The following is a 12,929-nucleotide window of genomic DNA, read 5'->3' as shown; positions in this document are numbered from 1 at the left end:
CCGCGCGAGCCGTTTCAGGCCTGGGAGGCGTACGACACGAAGCCCGCCCAGGCCTGCGGCGTGAGCGCGAGCCGGGGTCCGGTGACGTTCTTCGAGTCCCGGACGTGGACAGTGCCGGGGGTCGCGGCTACCTCGACGCAGTCATCGATCTCGCTGCTGCTGCTGTAGTTGCTCTTGAACCAGTCCAGGTCGGCCATGACCTACCCCTTCGCGGCGTAGTCGACGAAGCCTGCCCAGGCCTGCGGCGTGAGCGCGAGCCGGGGTCCGGTGACGTTCTTCGAGTCCCGGACGTGGACAGTGCCGGGGGTCGCGGCTACCTCGACGCACTCGGTGATGTCGCTGCTATCGCTGTAGCTGCTCTTGAACCAGTCCAGCTCAGGGCCGTGGATCATGTCTCTCCCAGCAAGTGCTCGATGAAGACCCGAGAGTCCTTCGGCGTCAGAGCCTGGGATCGGATCATTCCATAGCGCAGTTCGAGGGTCTGGAGCTGCTTGGGCTCCGAAACGTGACGTCCGTTGAACGCATCCTCCGTGCGCCCCACGGCCGCGCCGTTCGCGAACTTCAACACCTCAAGACCGCCGGCGATGCCGGCATGGACTTCACAGTCTGTCCGCATCACCTGGAACACCACGTGCTTCAAGTCGATGAGTTCGAGGATCCGTTCGAGCTGGGCACGCCACACCATTGTGCCTCCGATGTGCCGAAGGAGCGTGACCTCTTCCTGAACGAGGCTGATCGCAGGCGCCGGGTTGCGGGCGAAGATCGACCGTCGTGACATCCGCCAGGCAAGACCTCGCTCGACCTCATCGGCCGTGTAGGCAGGCAGGTGCATCTCGAACAGTGCCCGGGCGTGCGCGGAAGTCTGCAAGAGACCATGGATGTTGTGCGTGCGGTACGCGCAGATCTCGACTGCGCGGGCTTCCGTCTCTGCCAAGTCGCGAATCTTCTTCGGGTACCGAACCTGCGCCAGGTCCGTCTTCATCGCCTTGATCAGTCCGCCGGCACCGAGCGCTTCGTCCACCCTGTCCAAGTACTCGGGCTTGGGGATGCGCGTCCCACCCTCAACCTTGTAGATCAGCCCCTCGCCGTACCTGATCTGTGCCGACAGTTCGGCCACCTTCATACCCAGCGCCTCGCGTCGCGCCCGCATCTGACGGCCGAGGGCAGCCACCACGGCTACGCCCTGTTCGTCGCCGGGCCCCACGGACCAGCTGTTCTCTTCCGTACCGTCACTGTCCACGCTCATGCGCATCCACCTCCGACGAGCCGAAGTCTTCGGCGCTCTGCGTACCCGCGCGCCGGCCTCGTACAGTCGCGGCAGGCTTGGACAGGCCTTGTACAGACTGTGTACACAAGGCCGTTGCACCTTCTCAGGCTACGCACGAGCGGCCACGCTGCGTGACATGAATCCTCAACTCAGCTTCTCCCTCCAGCTCTCCGCCACGCCCCGCGCGGCCCGGCTCGCCCGTCTGCTCACCGTCGAGCAACTCCGTTCCTGGGGCGTTCCCTTCGAGGACGCCGCGCAGCTCGTCGCGGAACTCTGCGCGAACGCGATCACGCACGGCCGGGTTCCGGGGCGGGACTTTCGGCTGGACATCAGCGTCGACGCGTCCCGGGGCGTGCGGATCGAGGTGGTCGACCCCCGGGGCGACGTGCCGGTGGGCGAGCCGCGCCGGGGACTGGCGATCGTCGAGGCGCTCTCGGACCGCTGGGGGAGCACTCCCGGGCCCGCTCCGAGGAAGGTGGTATGGGCCGAACTGAAGTGCTGAGAACAGCGTTTGATCCTGGTCGGACCGGGTCCCGGTCCGCCGGGACCTGGTGACCCGGGATGCTTCTTTCCTTGCTTCGCAGTACCAGGGGAGAGAACCTGCCCTACCCCACCAGCCTCCCGCCGAGGCGCCCTCACTCACACGAGTGAATGGCCCCAACTTGGCTGGCGGGACGGCCCGTTGCCTGGCATATGCTCGGCCCCGACAACTCCAGACACAGGACAACTCCAGACACAGGACGGCCCCCGGCCGGGACGGCAATCCCGATCGAGGGCCTGACCACGAGAAGGATCCAACTTCCCGATGGCTTTCCAGCACCCTAGCGCCCACTCGCGCGCGGCGTACGGCGTTCAGCACCGCAACGTGCGTCTCACCCGTCGCTTCACGATCGTCAGCAACGACCTCGTCCAGCACCCGGAGCTGTCGATGAACGCCCGGGGACTCGGCGCGTACATCCAGTCGCTGCCCGCGGGCACCCCGATCGGCATCAAGGACCTGCTCAGCGAGCTGCCGCTCGGCCAGGTGTGCATCGCCTCTGCCCTGCGCGAGCTGGAGGACCACGGCTTCCTGGGCCGCTCCAAGGAGCACCTCCCGAACGGTCGCCTCATCACCCGTACGGTGTCGCACAACCACCCCAGCGCGGCCGAGCTCGCACCCGCAGCCCCGCAGACCCCGCCGGCGCCCCGACCCGCACCTCCGCCGCAGCCCGCCCCGGAGCCCGCCCCCGCTCCCGCTCCGGAACCCGACCCGGCGCCCGAGGAGCACCCGTCCGAGGAGCACCCGACCACGACCCCGGCCCCCGCCCCGGCGGCCAAGCTGCCCGCCCCCGTCAACCCGGACAACCCGGCCCGCCGCCAACTCGCCGTCGAACTCCTCACGGAACTGCGCCGCGCCGACCCCCGACTGCTCCTCGGCGAACAGGACGTCCAGCGCCTGGCGGGCGCCGTCGAAGCCTGGTTGGAACGCGGCGCGACCCACCAGGCGATCACCGCCGCCCTGTGCGCGAACCTCCCCGAGCGCCCCCGCAGCGCCGCAGGGCTCATCGCGTACCGCCTCACGGTCCAGCTCCCACCCCGATTGGCCGCCCTCCCCCACCGCCCGCCCTTCGTGCCGCCCGACCCCTTCACGAACTGCGAGAAGTGCGACCGGGCCTTCCGCAGCCCCACCCGGGGCGGCCGCTGCAGGGACTGTGAGGGCGCCAAGGACCGCGAGGGCGGCAACGACGACGGATCCCGCGCCGCCTGACCCGGCCACGACCCGGCCACGCACCCTCACCGTAAGATCGTTTACGTCCCGAACATCCCGTTCCGGGACGTGAGTTCCGATCGCATCGAAGGACCGCCCGTGGACGACGCACTCCCGACGACCCTTGAGGACACGCGTTTCGGCGCGATCACCGTCCGCCTCGAAGGCCAGGAACGCGTCGAGGTCGAAGGCCCCGGGATCCCCCAGGTCGCCCTGGTCCGCGCCCCCGGCTCCGAGGTGGACCCGCAGATCCGCATAGGCACCCGCGACCCGGAACACCTCACCCTGACCATCGACGGCCTGACCAGCCCGCTGCTCCCGGCGAAGGGCCGCCTGACCAGGAGTTCGTACCGGGTCGAGGTCGACCACGAGGGCGCGCGCTACGTCCTCGTCCCTGACTCCGTCCCCGGCAGTCGCCTCACCCGCGACGGCACCCACCTCGGGGACTTCACCGCCGACGGCGACGCGCTCGTCATCGCCGAGTGGCAGGAGGACGTGGACCTCCGGCCCCTGGACGCCTCCGTCGGCTACGCCCTGGCCGCCGCCTTCGGCACGGGCGCCCAACCGATGTGGATGATGATCGTGGACGGTGTGACCTCCGCCCTGCCGTAGCCACGGTCACCGCGCCGCGGGGCCCCGGACCGGAGCCCCGCCGCGCACCTCCACTAGTCGAATTTCGGCATCTCGCCCGTCGTCTTCGACATGTCGATCACCGCGAACGCCGCGCCCTGCGGGTCCGCCACCGCCGCGAACCGCCCGAACGGGCTGTCCATCGGCCCGAAGTGCAACTTCCCACCGTGCTTCTTCGTCTTGGCGACCGCCTCGTCGCAGTCGTCGACACCGAAGTACACCTGGACGTACGAGGGGATCTCCGGCGGGAAGTCGGTCCCCATGTTCATCCGGCCCAGCACCGGGTTCTCCTTGCCACCCAGGCTGAAGACCTTGAAGTCCATGCCGGCCATCTCCGGGTCGTCACCCGCGTCCATCTGCTGCTCGCCGTACGGGAAGACCTTCGGGAGGAACGCGTCGGCCTTCGCGACGTCCCGGCTGAACACCTCCGCCCACGCGTACGATCCCGCCTCGCCCATCCGCTCGAAGCCCTTGTGCTCACCCGGCTGCCAGACCCCGAACACCGCGCCGCTCGGCTCCTTCGCGATGGCCATCGTGCCGAAGGCGCCGACCTGCATCGGCTCCATCAGCAGTTCGCCGCCCGCGTACTTGATCTTCTCCGCCGTCGCCGCCGCGTTCGACGAGGCGAGGTACAGACACCACTGCGAGGGAGCGTCGGCCCCCGGCATCGGCGGGACGACGGCCGCCACGGCCTTCCCGTCCTTGTAGGCCTGCGTGTAGTTGCCGTACTCGCTGCTGGCGTCGCCGAAGGTCCAGCCCAGCACGTCGGCGTAGAAACTCTTCGCGCCCTCCACGTCGGTGAACATCGCGTCCACCCAGCAGGGAGCGCCTTCCGGGAACTCAGTCATGATCGATCGACTCCTGTGTCGGTACGACTGTCGTGTACGACGTGACCCGTCTCGGTTCACACGCTAGGCCGCCGGTGTGCCGCCCGCGCGCGGAAGGCGCGCACGGGGGAGTCTGGAGTCATGGACAAGGAGATCACCATCCGGCTGGCCCAGCAGCCGGAGGCGGACGCCCTGCTCGGCCGGAGCCCGCTCGCCGCGCTGGTCGGGATGCTGCTCGACCAGCAGGTCCCGATGGAATGGGCGTTCTCGGGCCCCCACACGATCGCCCGCCGCCTCGCCGCCGACGACCTCGACGCGCACGTGATCGCCTCGTACGACCCGGAGGCCTTCGCGGCCCTGCTCAGCGAGAAACCGGCCGTGCACCGCTACCCGGGATCCATGGCGAAGCGCATCCAGCAGCTCTGCGCGTACCTGGTGGAGCACTACGACGGGGACGCCGAGGCCGTCTGGCGGGACGCGACGACCGGCGCCGAACTGCTCGCGCGCCTCAAGGAACTGCCCGGCTTCGGGGAACAGAAGGCGCAGATCTTCCTGGCCCTGCTCGGCAAGCGGTTCGGCGTCCGCCCCAAGGGCTGGCGGGAGTCGGCCGGCGGATACGGCCCGGCGAACATCCACCGCTCGGCGGCGGACATCACCGGACCGGAGTCACTGGCCAAGGTGCGGGCGTACAAGCAGGAGCACAAGGCCGCCGCGAAGGCCGCGAAGACGGCGAAGCCGAAAGCCCCGCCGGCGGGCTGACGGGCGGGGCGCGAGGGCTCCGACAACGGCCCGGGCGAGCGGCCCGGGCCGTTGTCAGACCCCCAGTTTATGATCATGACCATGACTGAGAACCTCACCCGCGCCGCCGCTGCCGAGACCATCACCGACGGCCCGGGCAGCGTCATCACGCTCCTCACCGACACCCCCGAACTCACCTGCAACACGGCGAGTTTCGAGGTCGGCGCGGCCGGCGCCCCGGTGCACTTCCACACCAAGGCCACCGAGTTCTTCCACGTCACCGACGGCCTGCTCGACGTCCTCGTCGGCGACGAGATCCACACCCTCGGCAAGGGCGACTTCATCAGCGTCCCGGCCGGCGTGAAGCACGCCTTCGCCCCGGCGGCCGGCCGGACCGCCGAGGTGTTCGTCGGCTTCACCCCCGGCATGGCGCGCTTCGACTACTACCGGCTGCTCGGCCGGGTCCGCGCCGGCGAGGCCACCGTGCAGGACATCATCGACAGCCAGCCGGTGTACGACAACCACTACGCCGAGAGCGAGGCCTGGGCCGGACGCCCGCGCAGCGCCGACGCGTAGACCTCGTCGGCGTCGAGCCGCCGCAGCTCCTCCGCGATCAGCTCGGAGAGGCTGCGGACCTTGAGCGCCACCTTGCGGTCCGGCCACCCCGGCAGGATCAGGCCGGCCAGCACCCCCGCGGGCCGGTCCACCCGTATCTCGCCCTCACCGGTCTCCAGCACGACGCGGGTGATGACCGGCCCGTCCGTGACCACCCGGCGCACCGGCACCCGCAGCCGGCCCTCCAGCCAGCGCGCCAGCAGCTCGGCGCTCGCGTTGTCCGCCTCGCTCTCCACCGCCGCGCCCGTCACCGGCAGCGGCTTCTGGTCCAGGGCGGCGGCCAACAGCGAACGCCACGGGGTCAGCCGCGTCCAGGCCAGGTCGGTGTCCCCGGGGGCGTAGGACCGCGCGCGCTCCGCCAGGACGGCGACCGGGTCCACCGCCGCCTGCGCGTCGGTGATCCTGCGCTGGGCCAGCGCGCCCAACGGGTCCCGGGCCGGGTCGGCGGGCGCGTCTGCCGGCCACCAGGCCACCACCGGGGCGTCCGGCACCAGCAGCGGCAGGACGACCGAGCCGGCCTGGTCGGTGAGTTCCCCGTGCAGCCGCAGCAGCACGATCTCCCCCGAACCGGCGTCCGTGCCGACCCTCAGCTCGGCGTCGAGACGGCTCGGCGGGAGCTTGCGCGGGCCGCGCGTGCTCCGCTTGATCACCGCGATGATGCGGCACGGGTGCTCGCGGGAGGCCTCGGAGGCCGCGCGTACCGCGTCGTAGGCGTTCTCCTCGTCGGTGACCACGACGAGCGTCAGCACCAGCCCCATCGCGGGACTGCCGACGGCTCGCCGGGCATCGAGCAGAGCCCGGTCGATCTTGCTGGACGTGGTGTCGGTGAGTTCGGTCCGCATGCCCCGAGTCTGTCAGCGCCCGCCAAGCGTCCCGCAACCGGTTCGCTGGAATACGCCTCGACTCGCCTCCACTCCCCGACCGGGCCCCCGGCTACTTGCGCCGGCGGGCCGTGCCGAAGAGGGACCGGGAGATCTCGCGGCCCAGCTGGGTGCCGATCGAGCGGGCCAGCGAACGGAACATGCCGCTGCCCACGACCTGTTGGGCCAGCGAGGGATCGGGCTTGGGGGCGCTGCGGGCCGCCTTCTCCGCCTGCTTGGCCTCCTTCTCCGCCTCCGCCGCCGCGGCGGCCGCCTCCGCCTCGGCCTCGGCGGCCGCCTGCTCCGCGCTGATCTTCTCGTACGCCGACTCGCGGTCGATCGGCTCCGCGTAACGGGAGTAGAGCAGCGAGGCCTTCACGGCCCCGTCCAGGGTCGCCGCGTCCACGGGCCCCATCAGCGACTGCGGGGCACGCAGCCGGGTCGCGGCGACGGGAGTGGGGGCGCCGTTCTCGCTGAGCACGGTGATCACCGCCTCGCCGGTGCCCAGACCGGTGAGGAGTTCCTCCAGGTCGTAGGGGGAGTTCGGGAAGGTCTTCACCGTCGCCTTGAGCGCCTTCGCGTCGTCCGGGGTGAACGCGCGCAACGCGTGCTGCACCCGGTTGCCGAGCTGCGCCAACACGTCGGCCGGCACGTCCTTCGGCGTCTGGGTCACGAAGAAGACCCCGATGCCCTTCGAGCGGATGAGCCGCACGGTCTGGGTGATGGACTCCAGGAACGCCTTGGAGGCGCCGTTGAAGAGCAGGTGCGCCTCGTCGAAGAAGAAGACGAGTTTCGGCCGATCGAGATCGCCGACTTCCGGCAGGTCGGTGTAGAGATCGGCGAGCAGCCACATCAGGAAGGTGGAGAACAGCTGCGGCTTGTCCTGGACCGCCGGGAGTTCCAGCACCGAGACCAGACCGCGCCCGTCGGCGGCCGTCCGAAGGAATTCCGAGGAGTCGAATTCGGGTTCTCCGAAGAACTCCGACGCACCCTGCTGTTCGAATGCGGTGAGGGCCCGGAGAATCACCCCGGCGGTGACCGTGGAAAGTCCGCCGATGCCCTTGAGCTCGGCCTTTCCCTTGTCGGACACGAGGAAGGCCACCACCGCCCGCAGGTCCTTCAGGTCGATCAGTTCCAGGCCCTTGGAATCGGCGTAGTGGAAGATCAGCCCCAATGACTGCTCCTGGGTCTGATTGAGCTGGAGCACCTTCGACAGGAGCACCGGACCGAAAGCGGTCACCGTGGCCCGCACGGGGATGCCGGTGCCGATGCCGCCCAGGGAATAGAACTCGGCCGGGCAGGCCGTGGCCGACCAGTCCTGGGCCACGTCCGCGGCGCGCTCCCGGACCTTCTCGTTGTCCACGCCGGGCGCCGAGATGCCCGAGACATCACCCTTGATGTCGGCGAGGAACACCGGCACGCCGTTCGCCGACAACTGCTCGGCGATCAGCTGGAGGGTCTTCGTCTTCCCGGTGCCGGTGGCCCCCGCGACCAGCCCGTGCCGGTTCAGCATCGACAGCGGAACGCGGATCTGGCGGTCCGGCAGGCACCGCCCGTCCCACAGCAGGGCACCCAGGTCCAGCGCGGGTCCGGTGAAGGCGTACCCGGCCGCGATCCGGTCGGCCGGAGACGCGGGGTCGGTGCTCTCACTCATGATTCACTCCCGAAATAGCCCTGCCTGTCACCTTTGCACCCACGCAGCGAGGCTGCGCCCGCAGGCACCGGCCCGGTAGGCTTTCCGTGTGATCTTCAAGCGCATCGGAAGCGGCCGGCCGTACCCCGACCACGGCAGGGAAACCACCCGGCAGTGGGCGGACGTAGCCCCGCGCCCGGTCCGGCTCGACCAGCTCGTGACCACCAAGGGGCAGCTCGACCTCGAAACCCTGCTCGCCGAGGACTCCACGTTCTACGGCGACCTCTTCGCGCACGTCGTGAAGTGGCAGGGCGACCTGTACCTGGAGGACGGGCTGCACCGCGCCGTGCGCGCGGCGCTCCAGCAGCGCCAAGTGCTGCATGCACGCGTCCTTGAGATGGACTGATTGCGCCTTTCGGGTCTGCCTTACCCGATCAACAGATCATTTAGTAGGCATCGTTCCGGTACGGCACTACGCTGCGCCCATGAGCATGCTCACACCCCCCGGCATGGGCGGAAAGTACCGCGTAACGGGAGCTGCCTACCCCCGCATGAGCCGACCCCGGCGACGCCGCCGGATCGTGTTCGCCCTGCTCGGATCCGTCCTCGCACTGGCCCTGCTCGGTTACGGGGCTTTGCAGCTCATCGACGTGTTCCGAGGCAACGGCGGCAAGAAGACGGTCGCGGCGGGCAAGGACTGTCCGACCGGCTCCCCGAGCAAGGCCGGACCGGCCTCGGCCGTCTCCGCGCGCCCCGCGACCCCGGCCGCCGCGGTCACCCTCCCCAAGCCCGCAGAGATCACGGTCAACGTCTACAACGCGACCCCGCGCGCGGGCCTCGCCAAACTGGTCGGCGACGAGCTGAAGAAACGCGGCTTCACCATCGGCCAGGTAGGCAACGCGCCCGCCGCCTTCGACAAGAAGGTCCCCGGCATCGGCATACTGCTGGGCGCCCCCACCACCGACAAGGCTGCGTACTCCGTACTCGGCACCCAGCTGACCGGCGTCACCCTGCAGAACGACACCCGTGAGGGCACGGACATCGACCTGATCCTCGGCAACACCTTCAAGGAACTGAACACGAAGGCGGACGCGGACAAGGCGCTGGCCACACTGGCCCACCCCGTACCCGCGCCCGCCAAGACGTGCTGATCCGCCGGGCCCACCCGGCGGACCTGACCGTGACTTATTCGGCGGAGCCGTACATGCGGTCGCCCGCGTCGCCCAGGCCCGGCACGATGTAGCCGTTCTCGTTGAGCCGCTCGTCCACGGCGGCCGTCACCACCGTCACCGGCGTGCCCGCAAGCTCGCGCTCCATGATCTCGACGCCTTCGGGCGCGGCCAACAACACCACGGCGGTCACGTCGTCGGCGCCGCGCTTGATGAGCTCCCGGATCGCCGCGACCAGCGTGCCGCCGGTGGCCAGCATCGGGTCGACCACGTACACCTGGCGTCCGGAGAGGTCCTCCGGCATGCGCGTCGCGTACGTGGAGGCCTCCAGGGTCTCCTCGTTGCGGACCATGCCCAGGAAGCCCACCTCGGCCGTCGGCAGCAGCCGCACCATGCCGTCCAGCATGCCGAGACCGGCGCGCAGGATCGGCACGACCAGCGGACGCGGGTGCGACAGCTTGACGCCGGTGGTCGGGCCGACCGGGGTCTCGATGTCGGCCTGCTCGGTCCGCACGTCACGCGTGGCCTCGTACGCGAGGAGGGTCACCAGCTCGTCGGCGAGCCGACGGAAGGTGGGGGAGTCGGTGCGCTTGTCGCGCAGGGTGGTGAGCTTGTGCGCGACCAACGGGTGATCGACGACCTGCAAACGCACAACATCCTCCAAGACTCAGCTGCCGCCAGCTGCCGGGTTTCGACCTGCGACCTGCGAAAACGGCCGCGGTGTGCGACCCACACGCAAAAGGCTACGCGGTGACACGACCCCTCCGCGTCCGAAGCCGCCCACGGGCCCGCGACACGCGGAGATGCGGCCCGCCCGGACGCCCAGCACCCTTGGTTGATGAGCACCTCCCTCGTCATCGCGGCCGTGGACGGATCGGAACACAGTCTCAAGGCGCTGGAGTGGGCCCGGACCTCCGCGCTCCTGCACGGCGGCGGGCTCATGGTCGCGCACGTCCTGCCCGACAGCGCCCAGTTGTACGCGGGCCGGCGCTCCGCCCTGCACTCCGCGTCCGAGCCGGAGCAGTACACCGACCCGGTGAGCGAGCACGTACGGGACCTCCTCGCGCGCGCCCCCGAACTGCCCGCCGAGGTCCGCTACGAGGCCCTGGAAGGGTCCGTGCCCGAGGCGCTGCGGGTCATCGGCGCCGAGTGCGACCCCCGGATGCTGGTGATGGGATCCCGCGGACGCGGCGGTTTCGCCGCCCTGCTGCTCGGCTCGAACAGCCGCGCCGTCGCCTCCACCACGACCTGCCCGGTGGTCGTGATCCCGCACGCCGGGCGCGTCGTGGAGGCCTCCGGGGAGGAGTCGGCCGGGCGGGTGGTGGTCGGGCTGCACGCGGCGGAGACCCCCGACGACGTGCTGGCCTTCGCCTTCGAGGAGGCCGCCGTGCGGGGGACCGCCGTCCAGGTGGTCTCCGCGTACGCCGTCCCGCCCTCGACGATGATCGGCGTCGACAGCCCCTTCGCGGTGATCCCGCCGGAAGGGCTGGCGGACGGCGGCGACGGGGTGCCGGCCGAGCGGGAGATGCTCCGCTCCCAGACGCAGCGGCTGGCCCCGTTCCGGGCCCGCCACCCGCACGTGCCCGTCGAACAGGCCGCCGTGCCCGGCGAGGCGGCGGGCCGGCTCGTCGCCGCGTCCCGCTCGGCCGCGCTCGTCGTGGTCGGCCGCCACCACCCCACCCGGAACGTGGGCCCGCTCATGATCGGCTCGGTCGCGCACGCCGTGCTCCACCACGCGCACGGCCCGGTCGCGGTGGTGCCGACACGGACGGAAGACGCCTGAGCTGCGAGAACCCTGGCGCGGGGGTGGCATCAATCGGGCGGTCCGGGGGAAGGTGGGTTCGGGGGGCGAGGACGACCGGACCAGCAGCCGGGGTGATGGCCCATGCCAGAAACAGAGCCGAGCGTGGACAGCGAAGAGGAAACGGCGGCGCAGCGCAGAGCGCGGCGCGCCCAGTTCCTACGGGACCTGAACGAGGCCCGCGAACTGCGCGACCGCGTCCAACCGCGCCGCGCCCGCGCCGCCCGCATGCGCCAACAGATGCGGATGCGCACCTTCCGCTGGTGATCCGCTCCGGCTCCTCGGATGATCCACCCGGCTCGCCCGGTGATCCGCCCGGCTTCCGGGGCCGTTCGGCCCCGTCGGAGTTTGAGCCGCGCGGCCCCGGGGCAACGCCCCTCGGGGGAATGGCGCCTCGGCCTTCGCGGGCCCCTCAGACCCGTCCCCCCGGCGGCGGCGCCCCGGCGCGACACGGCGGAAGACCTCTCGCAAAGCCGCTGTTTCTGCCACGATGCCGATTGGGCGGGGCACGAAGCGGTGAGCAGCACGACCGTTTCACCCCATCCTCCGGCCGGGGGGACCTCCAACCGGCACGCCTATGACCAGTGGGAGAGTCACGGTGTATTTCGCCGCACTGCTCGCGCGCACCGAAGATGGGTGGGAAGCGAGCGACCTGGAACTCGACGACGTCGAGTCCCTGACCGATCTGATCGATCTCGCCCGTTCCGCCGCCGTCGACGACGAGCCGGTGGTCGCCCTCATCGAGCAGGAGGACGCCTGGTTCGGCGTCATGCGCCTGGACGGCGAGGAAGACCCTCGGTACTTCGTGTCCAACGCCTCCGTAGCCGGCCGCAGCTCCTACGGCTCGATGCTGACCAAAGAGCTGCTGGGCAGCGAAGAGGAGGACGACGAACTCGACGAACTCGACCTGGACGGCACCGAGGACGGCGAGGAGGAGAGCGTCACCGCCTTCGCCGACGAGGACGACGCCGCCGCCTCCGCGCTCGGGACCGGCGCCGAGCCGTTGCCCGCCGGCCCGTTCGGCGACCTCGGGCTGCTGAACGACCTCGGCGTCAGCCCCAAGCAACTGACCGCCCTGGAGGGCGACGCCCTCTCGGAGATCGCCGAATCCCTCGGCGCCACCGAGGTCCTGGAGGCCGTGCGCTAGTGATCGACGAGCACGACACGCACCACCCCGGTCCCGACCCCGTACGGGACCCCTGGCGGGACTCCATGCGCCTGGCGCTCCGGGAAGCCGCCCTGGCGGTGCCGGCCGGCGACGTGCCGGTCGGCGCCGTCGTGCTCGGCCCGGCGGGCGAGGTCCTGTCCACCGGGCACAACGAACGCGAGGCCGCCGGCGACCCCACGGCGCACGCCGAGGTGCTGGCACTGCGCCGTGCGGCGGCCGCCCTCGGGGAATGGCGACTCCCGGGATGCACCCTCGTCGTCACCCTGGAGCCGTGCGTGATGTGCGCGGGCGCCCTCGTGCAGTCCCGGGTGGCCCGGGTCGTGTACGGCGCGGACGACGAGAAGGCGGGCGCCGCGGGATCGCTGTGGGACCTCGTACGGGACCGCCGGCTCAACCACCGGCCGGAGGTGGTCCGCGGGGTGCTCGCGGACGAGTGCGCCCGGCAGCTGAAGGACTTCTTCCGCGACCTGTGAC

Annotated in this window: 18 protein-coding genes; 11 read left to right on the top strand and 7 right to left on the bottom strand. The window is 70.8% G+C overall.

The window, feature by feature from the left end; genetic code table 11:
* Positions 1-14 precede the first annotated feature (14 nt).
* The 3 genes from OHA84_RS19280 to OHA84_RS19270 are packed head-to-tail and all read right to left on the bottom strand — an operon-like array spanning position 15 to position 1,246.
* Positions 15-197: a DUF397 domain-containing protein gene (locus OHA84_RS19280; protein WP_266970559.1), complete on the bottom strand. Its 183-nt coding sequence runs from the start codon at positions 195-197 to the stop codon at positions 15-17.
* A 3-nt stretch (positions 198-200) separates the two neighbouring features.
* A complete protein-coding gene (locus tag OHA84_RS19275; protein WP_266970561.1) occupies positions 201-392 on the bottom strand; it encodes a DUF397 domain-containing protein in 192 nt (63 codons plus the stop codon).
* On the bottom strand, positions 389-1,246 hold the full coding sequence (locus tag OHA84_RS19270) for a helix-turn-helix transcriptional regulator (protein ID WP_266948758.1): 858 nt from the start codon (positions 1,244-1,246) through the stop codon (positions 389-391). Before OHA84_RS19270 ends, OHA84_RS19275 begins: the two co-directional genes overlap by 4 nt.
* 157 nt (positions 1,247-1,403) lie before the next feature.
* Between OHA84_RS19270 and OHA84_RS19265 the strand changes: the two genes are divergently transcribed.
* From OHA84_RS19265 to OHA84_RS19255, 3 genes are all read left to right on the top strand, one after another.
* Positions 1,404-1,769: an ATP-binding protein gene (locus OHA84_RS19265; RefSeq protein WP_053680197.1), complete on the top strand. Its 366-nt coding sequence runs from the start codon at positions 1,404-1,406 to the stop codon at positions 1,767-1,769.
* A 303-nt stretch (positions 1,770-2,072) separates the two neighbouring features.
* Positions 2,073-3,014: a helix-turn-helix domain-containing protein gene (locus OHA84_RS19260; RefSeq protein ID WP_266970564.1), complete on the top strand. Its 942-nt coding sequence runs from the start codon at positions 2,073-2,075 to the stop codon at positions 3,012-3,014.
* Positions 3,015-3,113: 99 nt separating this feature from the next.
* Positions 3,114-3,626 (top strand): hypothetical protein, encoded by a 513-nt coding sequence (locus OHA84_RS19255; RefSeq protein WP_266970566.1) that lies wholly within the window; start codon positions 3,114-3,116, stop codon positions 3,624-3,626.
* A 53-nt stretch (positions 3,627-3,679) separates the two neighbouring features.
* On the opposite strand, the gene OHA84_RS19250 is transcribed toward OHA84_RS19255, so the two are convergent.
* On the bottom strand, positions 3,680-4,492 hold the full coding sequence (locus OHA84_RS19250) for a VOC family protein (RefSeq protein ID WP_266970568.1): 813 nt from the start codon (positions 4,490-4,492) through the stop codon (positions 3,680-3,682).
* A gap of 120 nt (positions 4,493-4,612) precedes the next feature.
* Between OHA84_RS19250 and OHA84_RS19245 the strand changes: the two genes are divergently transcribed.
* Together OHA84_RS19245 and OHA84_RS19240 are read left to right on the top strand one after the other, a co-directional pair.
* Positions 4,613-5,230, top strand: a complete 618-nt coding sequence (locus OHA84_RS19245) for an HhH-GPD-type base excision DNA repair protein (RefSeq protein WP_266970570.1) — start codon at positions 4,613-4,615, stop codon at positions 5,228-5,230.
* 81 nt (positions 5,231-5,311) lie between these two features.
* Positions 5,312-5,785, top strand: coding sequence for a cupin domain-containing protein (locus OHA84_RS19240; RefSeq protein WP_266948748.1), 474 nt, complete (start codon positions 5,312-5,314; stop codon positions 5,783-5,785).
* Here the strand turns inward: OHA84_RS19240 and opcA are convergent.
* Both opcA and OHA84_RS19230 read right to left on the bottom strand, forming a co-directional pair.
* Positions 5,734-6,666 (bottom strand): glucose-6-phosphate dehydrogenase assembly protein OpcA, encoded by a 933-nt coding sequence (gene opcA, locus OHA84_RS19235; RefSeq protein WP_053684147.1) that lies wholly within the window; start codon positions 6,664-6,666, stop codon positions 5,734-5,736. The genes OHA84_RS19240 and opcA overlap by 52 nt on opposite strands.
* Positions 6,667-6,757: 91 nt before the next feature.
* Entirely contained in the window at positions 6,758-8,338 is a 1,581-nt protein-coding gene (locus OHA84_RS19230) for a helicase HerA-like domain-containing protein (protein ID WP_266970573.1), read from the bottom strand.
* 88 nt (positions 8,339-8,426) lie between these two features.
* On the opposite strand from OHA84_RS19230, the gene OHA84_RS19225 reads away from it, so the two are divergent.
* Both OHA84_RS19225 and OHA84_RS19220 read left to right on the top strand, forming a co-directional pair.
* Complete coding sequence (locus OHA84_RS19225; RefSeq protein ID WP_008740979.1) at positions 8,427-8,723, top strand: type II toxin-antitoxin system VapB family antitoxin; 297 nt, start codon at positions 8,427-8,429, stop codon at positions 8,721-8,723.
* A 79-nt stretch (positions 8,724-8,802) separates the two neighbouring features.
* Positions 8,803-9,468, top strand: coding sequence for a LytR C-terminal domain-containing protein (locus tag OHA84_RS19220; RefSeq protein WP_266970575.1), 666 nt, complete (start codon positions 8,803-8,805; stop codon positions 9,466-9,468).
* 34 nt (positions 9,469-9,502) lie between these two features.
* Here OHA84_RS19220 and upp read toward each other — a convergent pair whose 3' ends face one another.
* Positions 9,503-10,138: a uracil phosphoribosyltransferase gene (gene upp / locus OHA84_RS19215; RefSeq protein WP_053684141.1), complete on the bottom strand. Its 636-nt coding sequence runs from the start codon at positions 10,136-10,138 to the stop codon at positions 9,503-9,505.
* A gap of 186 nt (positions 10,139-10,324) precedes the next feature.
* On the opposite strand from upp, the gene OHA84_RS19210 reads away from it, so the two are divergent.
* The 4 genes from OHA84_RS19210 (at position 10,325) to tadA (ending at position 12,928) form a co-directional block, all read left to right on the top strand.
* Positions 10,325-11,269 (top strand): universal stress protein, encoded by a 945-nt coding sequence (locus OHA84_RS19210; protein WP_053684139.1) that lies wholly within the window; start codon positions 10,325-10,327, stop codon positions 11,267-11,269.
* 102 nt (positions 11,270-11,371) lie between these two features.
* Positions 11,372-11,554 (top strand): hypothetical protein, encoded by a 183-nt coding sequence (locus tag OHA84_RS19205; protein ID WP_053684137.1) that lies wholly within the window; start codon positions 11,372-11,374, stop codon positions 11,552-11,554.
* A gap of 331 nt (positions 11,555-11,885) precedes the next feature.
* A complete protein-coding gene (locus OHA84_RS19200) occupies positions 11,886-12,434 on the top strand; it encodes a hypothetical protein (protein ID WP_266970578.1) in 549 nt (182 codons plus the stop codon).
* A 65-nt stretch (positions 12,435-12,499) separates the two neighbouring features.
* On the top strand, positions 12,500-12,928 hold the full coding sequence (gene tadA, locus OHA84_RS19195) for a tRNA adenosine(34) deaminase TadA (protein ID WP_053684189.1): 429 nt from the start codon (positions 12,500-12,502) through the stop codon (positions 12,926-12,928).
* Position 12,929: the final 1 nt, after the last annotated feature.

The sequence above is a fragment of the Streptomyces sp. NBC_00513 genome, assembly GCF_041431415.1.
Taxonomy (GTDB): domain Bacteria; phylum Actinomycetota; class Actinomycetes; order Streptomycetales; family Streptomycetaceae; genus Streptomyces.
This window is presented reverse-complemented; position numbering and strand designations above follow the sequence as displayed.

Coding starts and splice junctions, on each gene's coding strand:
- OHA84_RS19280 (WP_266970559.1), bottom strand. CDS start 197: ATGGCCGACCTGGACTGGTTCAAGAGCAACTACAGCAGCAGCAGCGAG.
- OHA84_RS19275 (WP_266970561.1), bottom strand. CDS start 392: ATGATCCACGGCCCTGAGCTGGACTGGTTCAAGAGCAGCTACAGCGAT.
- OHA84_RS19270 (WP_266948758.1), bottom strand. CDS start 1,246: ATGAGCGTGGACAGTGACGGTACGGAAGAGAACAGCTGGTCCGTGGGG.
- OHA84_RS19265 (WP_053680197.1), top strand. CDS start 1,404: ATGAATCCTCAACTCAGCTTCTCCCTCCAGCTCTCCGCCACGCCCCGC.
- OHA84_RS19260 (WP_266970564.1), top strand. CDS start 2,073: ATGGCTTTCCAGCACCCTAGCGCCCACTCGCGCGCGGCGTACGGCGTT.
- OHA84_RS19250 (WP_266970568.1), bottom strand. CDS start 4,492: ATGACTGAGTTCCCGGAAGGCGCTCCCTGCTGGGTGGACGCGATGTTC.
- OHA84_RS19245 (WP_266970570.1), top strand. CDS start 4,613: ATGGACAAGGAGATCACCATCCGGCTGGCCCAGCAGCCGGAGGCGGAC.
- OHA84_RS19240 (WP_266948748.1), top strand. CDS start 5,312: ATGACTGAGAACCTCACCCGCGCCGCCGCTGCCGAGACCATCACCGAC.
- opcA (WP_053684147.1), bottom strand. CDS start 6,666: ATGCGGACCGAACTCACCGACACCACGTCCAGCAAGATCGACCGGGCT.
- OHA84_RS19230 (WP_266970573.1), bottom strand. CDS start 8,338: ATGAGTGAGAGCACCGACCCCGCGTCTCCGGCCGACCGGATCGCGGCC.
- OHA84_RS19220 (WP_266970575.1), top strand. CDS start 8,803: ATGAGCATGCTCACACCCCCCGGCATGGGCGGAAAGTACCGCGTAACG.
- OHA84_RS19210 (WP_053684139.1), top strand. CDS start 10,325: ATGAGCACCTCCCTCGTCATCGCGGCCGTGGACGGATCGGAACACAGT.
- OHA84_RS19205 (WP_053684137.1), top strand. CDS start 11,372: ATGCCAGAAACAGAGCCGAGCGTGGACAGCGAAGAGGAAACGGCGGCG.
- tadA (WP_053684189.1), top strand. CDS start 12,500: ATGCGCCTGGCGCTCCGGGAAGCCGCCCTGGCGGTGCCGGCCGGCGAC.